This window comes from Bacteroidales bacterium, assembly GCA_012519055.1.
In the GTDB taxonomy this organism is placed as follows: Bacteria; Bacteroidota; Bacteroidia; order Bacteroidales; family Salinivirgaceae; genus JAAYQU01.
The window spans coordinates 88,122-99,021 of record JAAYQU010000049.1 but is presented as its reverse complement, the minus strand read 5'-3'; the positions used below and the strand labels follow the sequence as shown (position 1 = coordinate 99,021).

The 10,900-nt window shown below is 36.0% G+C and carries 10 protein-coding genes; all 10 read right to left on the bottom strand.

The annotated features are described in order from the left end of the window. Nucleotides 1–574 (bottom strand): hypothetical protein (locus GX311_10860; GenBank protein NLK16882.1); only part of this gene is annotated, 574 nt, incomplete at its 3' end. A gap of 197 nt (nucleotides 575–771) precedes the next feature. Further along, nucleotides 772–1,323 (bottom strand): peptide deformylase, encoded by a 552-nt coding sequence (gene def / locus GX311_10855; protein NLK16881.1) that lies wholly within the window; start codon nucleotides 1,321–1,323, stop codon nucleotides 772–774. After that, complete coding sequence (gene ruvX, locus GX311_10850) at nucleotides 1,320–1,733, bottom strand: Holliday junction resolvase RuvX (GenBank protein NLK16880.1); 414 nt, start codon at nucleotides 1,731–1,733, stop codon at nucleotides 1,320–1,322. Before ruvX ends, def begins: the two co-directional genes overlap by 4 nt. A gap of 32 nt (nucleotides 1,734–1,765) precedes the next feature. After that, nucleotides 1,766–2,857: a methylmalonyl Co-A mutase-associated GTPase MeaB gene (gene meaB / locus GX311_10845; protein ID NLK16879.1), complete on the bottom strand. Its 1,092-nt coding sequence runs from the start codon at nucleotides 2,855–2,857 to the stop codon at nucleotides 1,766–1,768. A gap of 105 nt (nucleotides 2,858–2,962) precedes the next feature. Then, nucleotides 2,963–4,045: a DUF1573 domain-containing protein gene (locus GX311_10840; GenBank protein ID NLK16878.1), complete on the bottom strand. Its 1,083-nt coding sequence runs from the start codon at nucleotides 4,043–4,045 to the stop codon at nucleotides 2,963–2,965. An 88-nt stretch (nucleotides 4,046–4,133) separates the two neighbouring features. Next, on the bottom strand, nucleotides 4,134–5,387 hold the full coding sequence (locus tag GX311_10835; GenBank protein NLK16877.1) for a mechanosensitive ion channel: 1,254 nt from the start codon (nucleotides 5,385–5,387) through the stop codon (nucleotides 4,134–4,136). 137 nt (nucleotides 5,388–5,524) lie between these two features. Then, the gene (locus tag GX311_10830; GenBank protein NLK16876.1) at nucleotides 5,525–6,037 is read right to left on the bottom strand and encodes a TlpA family protein disulfide reductase; all 513 of its coding nucleotides are present in this window, start codon (nucleotides 6,035–6,037) and stop codon (nucleotides 5,525–5,527) included. A 133-nt stretch (nucleotides 6,038–6,170) separates the two neighbouring features. Next, nucleotides 6,171–7,478 (bottom strand): UDP-N-acetylglucosamine 1-carboxyvinyltransferase, encoded by a 1,308-nt coding sequence (gene murA, locus GX311_10825; GenBank protein NLK16875.1) that lies wholly within the window; start codon nucleotides 7,476–7,478, stop codon nucleotides 6,171–6,173. Beyond that, nucleotides 7,478–8,107, bottom strand: a complete 630-nt coding sequence (locus tag GX311_10820) for a DUF4290 domain-containing protein (protein NLK16874.1) — start codon at nucleotides 8,105–8,107, stop codon at nucleotides 7,478–7,480. Before GX311_10820 ends, murA begins: the two co-directional genes overlap by 1 nt. A gap of 156 nt (nucleotides 8,108–8,263) precedes the next feature. Then, nucleotides 8,264–10,561: a UvrD-helicase domain-containing protein gene (locus GX311_10815; protein NLK16873.1), complete on the bottom strand. Its 2,298-nt coding sequence runs from the start codon at nucleotides 10,559–10,561 to the stop codon at nucleotides 8,264–8,266. Nucleotides 10,562–10,900: the final 339 nt, after the last annotated feature.

The following is a 10,900-nucleotide window of genomic DNA, read 5'->3' as shown; positions in this document are numbered from 1 at the left end:
TTTTTACTAAATCCCCCCCCCCATCAACAATTAGTGGATAAGAATAATAATTAGTAGAATCTTCGTAGTACATAACTTTAAAGTAGTGTCCATATCGTTCAGGTGTTCCAAAACTAAACGCTTTAGCACTCAAAAATTCATCCGCTGTTGGCCACATTGAGTGGTCTGGCACATAATGAAAATGTTTGCTTCCATCGCTATACATCTTAAAAAGTTCACCTCCTCCCGTAACCAAAAAGCCACCGTCTTGTGTTTTTATAAAGTCTTTGGGAAATCTGTAAGCATCTGGGTGTTCTCTGTACCAAAGCAGTTCGCCGGTTTTGGAGTATTTGTAAAAGGTTGGTACCCAAGTTTCCGAGCCAATTGCTGTTCCGCTAAGAGCAGATAAGATATAACCGTCGTCAACCTCCAACATAAAATTTACTCTTCCGTAATGAGGTAATTGTACTACCCAAAAGTCGCCTTTAGTTTGAGGTGTGTCTGTTTGGGTGTTCGTAAAAAATTGGCTAAAGAGGTCTGTGCATGTTAGTAACAAACATGTTGTTAGTAGTGAAAGAATATGTTTTTGTTTCATTTTAGTACACTTAATGTTCCTATAATTGTTTGGTTGTATTATATATGTTGTAAAAAAAATCCGCACTATGTTTTGCAATCTAACACTTTATTTTTAAATACAGTGCTTTTTAGAATAAAAAAAGGTTGCCCGTTATTTTTTCGAGCAACCTTTTTTGAGATATATTTAATCTTAATACCGACTGTACAAATACTTTGTTATTTCGTTCGGATATTATAACTAACATCAACTATTCCTTTTGAGATGTCCGACAGTTTGCCTCTTAACATCTTTCTCTTTAAAAATGATAGTCTGTCGGTAAACAGAGTGCCTTCCAAGTGGTCATATTCGTGTTGAATTATTCTGGCTGCCATACCATCGAAAACATCTTCGTGCTGTTGCCAATTTTCATCAAAATACTTGATTTTAACAATCGATTTGCGCTGAACATCTTCTCTTATGCCGGGCACGCTCAAACAACCCTCGTTAAAGAACCACTCTTCACCACTCTCTTCAATAATATATGGGTTTAAAAATACTTTTTTAAAGTTTTCGAGTTCTGGATTATCTTCGGCTGCTGGCTTCCCATCTATCACAAACAGACGTATTGACTTTCCTATCTGAGGTGCTGCCAATCCAACCCCGTCTGAAACGTACATTGTTTCAAACATATCTTCAATCAATTTATCTAAATCAGGAAAATTTTTGTCTATCTCTTGGGCTTTCATCTTTAGGACTGGATGTCCTGCCACAACTATAGGGTAAATCATTGTTTTTGTTCTAAATATGTTTGTAAAATAATTGTTGCGCTTATGGTATCTATTAAATTTTTGTTGCTTCGTTGTTTTTTTGTGGCTCCTGCCGTTATTAATGCTTGTTGCGACATTTTGCTTGTAAAACGTTCGTCAACGCGTTTTATTGGTATTGCCGGATATTTAGCTCCAAATCTTTTAATAAATCCTGCAATATGAGGCTCAATCTCGCTTGGTGTATTGTCCATCTGCTTTGGAAGTCCTACAACTATGCACTCAACTTGCTCCTTTTGTATATAGTCGTCTAGGAAGCTCATAAGCGTTGATGTTTGCACGGTTGTAACTCCTTGTGCTATTATTTTCAACGGATCAGTAACTGCAATACCACAACGCTTTAATCCATAATCAATTGCAAGTATTCGCGACATATTAATCCAATTGAAATAAATAAATTACCAAACTAAGAGCGACTATGAATATCCAACAATGAGTTTGCCGCCTTAAATGGCGACATTTGATTACTCAAAACTTCGTTTTCAATATCTGCTATAACCTCTTTAACTTTCGGATTAGAGTAGAACGTTTCGCGCAATGTTTCATTTATGGTTTCATACATCCAAAACTTAGATTGCTCATTTCTACGCTCATAAAAGAAATTATTCTCTTTTGTCATATTCATATATGCTTTGACTGTATCCCATATTTCCACCATGCCAATACTATAAAGAGCAGAAGCTGTCATTGCCGTAGGTCTCCAGCCCGATGGGCTTAACGGGAACAGTTGCAATGCGCTTGAATATTCGGCTTTAGCCAAATTTGCCTTGTCTATATTATTTCCGTCAGCTTTGTTTATTATTAACAGGTCAGCCATCTCCATTATTCCGCGCTTAATTCCTTGCAGTTCATCTCCTGCACCTGCCAACATCAACAAAAGAAAGAAATCGACCATACTGTGAACGGCAATCTCCGACTGCCCTACTCCTACGGTTTCGACAAATATTGTGTCATATCCTGCTGCTTCGACAAGGACAACGGTTTCACGTGTCTTTCTTGCAACACCACCAAGCGAACCCGCCGATGGTGATGGTCTGATAAACGCGTTATCGTTGGTCGACAATTTCTCCATTCGGGTTTTATCTCCGAGAATAGAGCCTTTTGAACGCTGGCTGCTTGGGTCAATAGCTAAAACGGCTAATTTATGACCTTGTGAAGTGATTTCGTTGCCAAGTGCCTCAATAAAAGTACTTTTTCCAGCACCCGGTACTCCCGTAATACCTATTCTGACGGAGTTACCCGAATAAGGCAAGCATTTTTCTATTATCTCATACGACATTGCGATATGTTCGGGCAAATGGCTCTCTATTAATGTTATAGCCTGCCCAAGCATAGAGCGACTGCCACTTAAAACCCCCTCAACGTATTCGTTAACCGTATAAGTTTTTCTTCTTCGTTTTCTCAGTGCATTTACTGCATTTGGGTTAACGGTTGGTGGTGGCTCAATTCCGGGATTTACCTGTAAGGCACTTTTTTGTTTCTCTTTATCGGGTTTCATTATTCACAACGAAATCGTACAAAAAACTACCAAACAGTTATTAAAACATGATCGATAGTTTTATCTAATTTTACAAATTAACTAATTAATCAGCAAGTGTTAATATTATTCTTTCTCAACAACTCCTCCGATTTTCAATTTTATTTCAGGTTGATTCGGATCGTTGCAATATACATCAATATATTGAGCCTGACGACCACTCCTATTCCTGGTGTTAAAGCTTACTTTTATTGCTGAACTCTCACCTGGTTTAATAGATTCAGTTGGCGGAGTTGATGCAGTACAACCACATCCTGTTTTTACTTTACGAATAATCAAAGGTGTTTTTCCCTCATTAACAAATTCAAATTCGCAGCTAACAACATCGCCCGCTTTTACAGTTTTAAAATCGAAGTCTGTACTCTTAAACTGTATTTTGGGAGCTTTTGCCAACTCTTTTTGCGTCAGTTTGGAAAAGTCTTCTTTAATAACGGCTGTTACTGAAATCAAACTGTTTTGTGGTTTTTGTCCATTTAACAGAATTGCTGTTCTGTGTACAATAAAACCATAATCGTTGACTTTACTTGCATCTAATACTGCTTTAAGAACGCCTTTTTCATTTGGTTTTAACTCAGAAGGTATCGCTTGAATTGTCAAATAAGACGGTAATTTGTCAAATCCAATTATTAGACTGGTTTCCCCTACATTAACCACAGGAATTTCTGTTGTAGATTTTTCAGTATTAAAAACATTCATAAAAGAGAAGTGATTGTTTTGTAACCTTAGATCTCCCATTACTCGGGGGTAATCATCCTCAATTGTTCTTGGCTTTGGCGTAACAGTTCCTTTTATTGTTAAAACTGTGGTTGGATTGATTCCATTGGAATAGACAGTGATAGTTTTTGCAAATGGACCGGGTCTGCCAGCGGGATCGTATGACACTTCAACAAATCCTTTCCCCCCTGTCGCTACCGGTTGTCTAGTGTAATTAGACGATGCACATCCACACGACGTTTGCACCCGTGTTACAACTAAAGGTTGCGAACCTGTGTTGCTAAAAACAAATCGACAGTTTGCTTTTCCTGCCTCTTCCTTGATTGTCCCAAAATCGTGTTGTAAGTTGTCAAAAACTATGTTAGGTCCTTCTTGTTGGGAAAACAGAAGCCCGAAAGAGAAGTTTAAGACTGTGAATAATATAAAAGTTCTCATTGATATAATTTTTAAGATAAACTATGATTAAAAAAGTATTTCTTACAAAAATATGGATTTATCTCTCTTATTATTCTTAAACATGTTATTATTTGACCAACTGCCGCATATCGTGTCCGGATGGGGCTTGGAAAACACGCAATTCAAAAGTTTCTATACTTGCTAGCAGATGATCAAAAATATCTGCCTGTATCCCTTCGTAAAATACCCAACGCTTCTCTTTACTAAAGAAATATAGTTCTAACGGTATCCCTTTTTCTGTTGGTGCTAACTGCCGTACCATAGCTGTCAACTCTGTATTAACCATAGGATGATTTTGCAGATATTCGGTTACATATTTTCTGTAAGTACCTATGTTAGTCATTCTACGACCGTTGATTGCCATGTCGCTTGATGCCATATTTTTGCTATTGTATTCTTCTATCTCTTCGGTTCTTTCTGTTATATACTCACTTATCAACTCAATTTTTTTGAACCTTTCCAACATCTCTTTGGTGCAAAATTTAATTGATGTCTGATCTATTAAAATAGCTCTTTTGATACGTCTTCCTCCCGACTCCTGCATTCCGCGCCAGTTTTGGAATGAGCCGCTGACAAAAGCATACGAGGGGATAACTGTTATTGTATTGTCAAAGTTTTTTACTTTTATATTATTAAGAGTAATTTCAACTACTGTACCGTCTGCATTTTGGGCAGGAACGCTTATCCAGTCGCCTATTCGGACTGTTTTATTAATTGACATCTGTATGCCCGCTGTCAGTCCTAACAAACCGTCTTTAAAAATTATCATAAGTACAGCTGACATTGTTCCTATACCAGCAAACAGATAAGTTACAGACTTATTCATAATAATAGAAATCATTACTACAACTGCCAACACATAAACTATTATTTGGACAACCTGTATGTAACCTTTAATTGGACGCTCAGCAGCTGAATCGTAGCTTTCGTAAATATCATTCAGACTATGTAAAAATGAATTGATGATAAGTGCTATCCAAAAAACTAAGTAGATTCTTACACTCTTTTGTACCAACAATATAAAGTCTGGAGCTTCTGGAAATATATTGGGAATACCGTAATAAATTATTAAAATCGGTGCTAAATGACTCAACCTGGTAAAAACTTTGCGTTTAAGCATTATGTCGTCCCAGTTAGTTTTGGTCTTCCTTACCAATCGCGTTACTATTAATGGTGTTAACTTTTTAATTATAAAGTTAGCTATGTAGCTAATTAATAGTAAACTAATAAAGAAAATTGCATCACAAAAAAGGTTTGCCCAATAGTCACTAAATCCAAAGTTTGAAAACCACTGTTCGAGTCCTAATTTTAATTCAAGCATTGTTAAATTTTTTATTGATATGTTATTAGTTTGATTTTTATATTTTTCAATTTTACAAACATATCCAACAAAGAGCTAGACTTAAGCTATCTCATCGTCAGATATTATGTTAATTTATCACTATTTGCTAAAATCAACTATTTAAGCATACTGTTTAAAACAGCAATAAGTTGTTGTCCTCTAAGGTTTTTTGCTAAAATCTTCCCGTCCTTATCAATCAAAAAGTTTGCAGGAATACTGTTAACACCATACAACCTTCCAAGTGCAGAGTTCCATCCCCTCAAATCGCTTACATGATATTTCCATGCAAGTTTGTCTTGCTCAATAGCGTTTACCCATGCTTGCTTGTTATGATCAAGTGATACTCCAAAAACTTCAAACCCATTTCCATGTTTAAACTTCTTGTCTTTAAACTGATTGTAAGCCTGTACTACTGTGGGATTTTCCCGACGACATGGTCCGCACCACGCAGCCCAAAAGTCTATCAATACTACCTTACCTCGTAAATCAGAAAGTTTTAACATTTCTCCGCTTGGAGATGTCATCATTAATTCCGGGGCTTCTTGTCCAATTTGAGTACCAACATTCTGAGCATTTGATGTAAAGTTTATCCCAAAAAGAGCCAAAATAACAAAAACAAATTTTTTCATATGTTTATAATTTTTCAGTTTAAATTCACTATGGAACTTTTACGTTTCAAAATATTTACATTTTTATTAACAGACACTAACAAAAACAAATCCAATTTTGTTCTACTGCTATTAAATATTTGTTAAAGTTCAGTTAATCAATACGCGTAATATGTGCACCTATTTTCCTTAACCTAGTGTCAATACGTTGATAACCGCGGTCAATTTGTTCAACATTGTGTATTTTACTGACACCATCGGCACTTAGTGCTGCAATCAGAAGCGCGACTCCTGCACGAATATCCGGGCTTGTCATAACTGTTGGACGTAGTTTTTGAGATTTATCTAAACCTATCACAGTCGCCCTATGCGGATCACACAATATGATTTGTGCACCCATATCAATTAATTTATCAACGAAGAATAGCCTCGATTCAAACATTTTTTGATGAATAAGTACACTTCCCCGTGCCTGTGTTGCTACTACTAATGCAATACTTATCAAGTCCGGGGTAAATCCTGGCCATGGAGCATCATCAATTTTCAATATACCTCCATCAATATAAGTTTGAATCTCGTAATGCGATTGCGATGGGATATAAAGGTCGTCACCACGCAACTCCATAGCAATTCCCATTCGTTTAAATACATCTGGTATTATTCCCAAATCTTGATACGATACATTTTTTATTGTTATCTCCGACTCAGTCATAGCCGCAAGTCCAATAAAACTGCCTATTTCAATCATATCAGGCAGGCAAGTATGTTCCGTACCTCCAAGCTCGTCGACACCTTCTACGATCAATTTATTTGAACCTATACCTTGTATTTTGGCACCCATAGCTACTAACATCTTAGAGAGCTGTTGTAAATATGGCTCACAAGCCGCATTATATATTGTTGTCTCTCCTTTGGCTAAAACTGCTGCCATAAGAATGTTTGCCGTACCGGTAACCGATGCTTCATCAAGCAGCATATATGTGCCTTTCAATCCACTAGTCTTTACTGTATAAGCCCCCTCTTTGGTATTATATTTAAACTTTGCACCTAATTTTTCCAGTCCTATAAAATGGGTGTCTAATCGCCTGCGTCCTATTTTATCTCCACCTGGCTGTGGAATATATGCTTTTCCGAAACGTCCCAACAAAGGACCCACAATCATAATACTTCCACGCAGAGATGTACTTTGCCTTTGATAATTTTCGGTATGAAGATAATCTAGGTTGATATCATCAGCCTGAAAAGTGTAGCTCGAAACTGAATTTTGCCGAACCTTAACTCCCATGCTACGCAGTAGTTCTATTAAGTTGTTAACATCCCTAATATCAGGGATATTATTAATGGTTACAGGTTTAGATGTTAACAAAACTGCACAAATTACTTGCAATGCCTCATTTTTAGCACCTTGTGGAATTATCTCGCCCTTAAGCGGTTTTCCCCCTTCAACTACAAATGTTGCCATTATTTATTCTTTTTATTTTGTCTGCGACTTCTATGCTTCTGTTGTGACTTTGAACTGCCCCTCTGGCTTGATGCTGAACGATTAACCAAATCTCGTGTCTCTAACAGTTGTAAATCGTCTGGTATTTCAACACCCTTTGGAACATATCGCCTTAAATCTTCTAAAATAGTTGAGTCGTCAACAGCATTTTTATTCCAATTCAAATAGTTCTTTTTCATTGTATTGGCAATCAGAGATATAAGCACTTCTCTCTCTTCCCCTTCATACTCTGGTATTTTTTTTGCCATACGCTCAATCAACTTGCCGTAATGTCTTTTATCTATCTCTTTAAAGTCATATTTAACAGGAGATGGTCGCTCTTCTAACATTGCTCTGTCGGGCATTGGATAGGGATTATCAACGTCTAACTCGTAGTCCGTAATAATCATTAAATGATCCCAAAGTTTCCGTCTGTAGTCAGACGAATCGCGCAATCCCGGATTTAGAGTTGCCATAATAGATATTAGCGCATGCGCTGCTTGTGTCCTTTCTTGGCGCGATTCTATGGTTTTTATATGTTGTGCGTATTGATGGATATATCGCCCATATTCGGGCATTATAAGTTTTTCACGTTCTGTATTATAATTCATGTTTTTATTTAAAAAATTCTGTTTGTTAATAATTGTGCTGATTAATATTGTGTTCAGTTATGCAAATATAGTTATTATAATTTTGTAAACAACGAGTGGTGTCTAACAAGTGCTTTGCTATTTTTTAGTTGAATATTTGTTTTAAAAATATCGGTTTTAATCTAGCAGTTGCAATCTGGCAAAACGAAGCAAAAGTGTTTTTTTGCCGGTTTCAAAATTAATTATTGCTTTTGTGTTTGTTCCTTCATCCTCAATTGATTCTACAATACCCTTGCCAAATTTTTGATGTAAAACCTTTTGTCCTATTGGTAAAGTCGCAAACTCGATAAAAACACCTTCATAATTTTTATCTGCCTGTTTTGTAAAAATATTTAGTGATGGCTTTTGTTCATTAACATTTTTTCTAAAATCAAAATTGAAGCCCGCTCCGTTGCTTTTTTGGAAACTATAGCCTTTTAATCTTGTCCCTTCCGTTCGAGATGAATAACTTGATGTGTGAACTAAATATTCAGGATCAATTTCATGGACAAAACGACTCATTTGTCGTGTGTCGAGACTTCCGTACATATTTCGTTGTCTCGCCCACGATATGGTTACTTTTATCTTGGCTCGTGTGAGTGCAACGTAAAACAGACGTCTCTCCTCTTCAACATCCTTCAATCTTCCGATCGACATACTTGAGGGAAACAAAGATTCTTCTGCTCCAACTAAATACACACTTTTAAACTCTAACCCCTTGGAAGCGTGTACTGTCATTAACGAAACGACATTTGTGTTTTTTTCATTTTTATCAAAATCTGTCAACAACGAAACATTTTCAACGTAATCAGATAGTCTCACTAAATCACTTGTTTCATTGTAGTTTTCTGCTACAAAGTCTCTAACTCCGTTAAAGAGCTCTTCAACATTCTGCAAGCGATCTAAACCCTCTGTTGTTTTATCTTCCGATAATTCCTGATATAATCCTGACACCCTAACAACATGCATTGCACAATCATAAGCATCCATCTCTTGTTCAACGCGTTGTAGTTCTAATATAAAGTCAACAAATTTTTGTATTCTTGAAACAATGCCCGACTGTATATTTATTTTGTTAACAATGTCTGAACTAATTACTTGCCATATTGAAACGTTAAGACTTAAAGCAACACTCTCTATTCGCTCGACAGTATTTTTGCCAATTCCTCTCGCTGGATAATTTATAACCCTAAGAAGGGCTTGATCGTCATTGGGATTAACAACCATTCGAAAATAAGCGATGCAGTCTTTTATCTCTTTTCGTTGATAAAACGTTATTCCTCCATAAATTCTATATGGTATATTTCGCCTACGGAACGCCTCTTCAAAAATTCTCGATTGAGAATTATTTCTGTACAAAACAGCAATTTCACTGTAGGGCATTTCCAATTCAGAACTGTCTGACATAATATACTCTGCAACTTTAAAAGCCTCGTCGTTTTCTGTTATGGCTTCGCTTATAGTTATTGCGGAGCCGTAGTCATTTTTGGAATATATTGTTTTTGGCAGTTGCATTGTGTTTTTTGCAATAAGGCTATTAGCTGCTTGCACTATAGTTTGAGTGCTGCGATAATTCTGCTCTAACTTAAATACTTTATAGTCGGGGTAATCGCTTTGAAAGTTTAAAATATTCTCAATTCGCGCTCCTCTAAATGCATAAATACTTTGTGAATCATCGCCGACTACGCAAATATTTCTGTGCAACTCACTTAACTGTCGTATTATACGATATTGCGAAAAGTTTGTGTCTTGATACTCATCAACCAAAATATAGCTGAACTTGTTTTGATATTTTTTTAAAATTTCAGGATTGTCGCGTATAAGAATATTCATATTCAACAGCAAATCGTCGAAATCCATTGCATTTGAGGTTCTACACCTATTTTGATATATTTCGTATATCATATAAGTTTCGCCTATTCTATTCATATTGTCATGATTAATAAGCTCACTATTAGAAGCGTAGATTCTTGGTGTTACGAGATTATTTTTTGCTCTGCTTATTTTCCCATGAATAAGGTTTGCCCTGTAATCTTTAGAGTTTAACTGTCTCTCTTTAACTATTGCTTTTATCAGGTTTTGACTGTCTGTTGTATCATAGATTGTGAAATTTTTGTCGTAACCAATATACTCGGCTTCGTATCGCAGAATACGTGCAAAAATTGAGTGAAAAGTGCCCATCCATATACTTCTTGCCTTTTCAGGCTCAACCAATTGTGATATACGGTCGCGCATCTCTTTGGCAGCCTTATTTGTGAATGTGAGTGCTAAAATTTTATATGGTGGCACATTGTTATGCAACAAATGGGCTATTCTATAAGTCAAAACTCGCGTTTTCCCCGAACCTGCGCCTGCTACTATCAAACTGGGAGAGTTAAAATCAACAACTGCCTTTAATTGGGCTTCATTCAATTCTTCCAAATAATTACTATTCATTAGCATAAATTTGTTTCAAAATATGGAAAACTCACTTGCTTTATAAACATACTTTTGGTTATCAACTTTAGATTAGCATGTTGGTTGTTCCGTTATAAACAGTGTGATTTTTATTGTCGTAAAGTACTTTTTTCAATAAACTTATTGAAAAACATTGACCAACAAATAAAATATCAAAGCAGAAATATTTTTACAAATATATGAATTTTATAACTCTTTATTGTGATATTAAACTAGAGCTTGTATATAAATTTTAGTCCGACTGAATATCTGTGTATTTTATATTAGTTATTAGTAGATTCAAGCATTAAGCTCTATCTGTTTGTGGCATAAAAATTG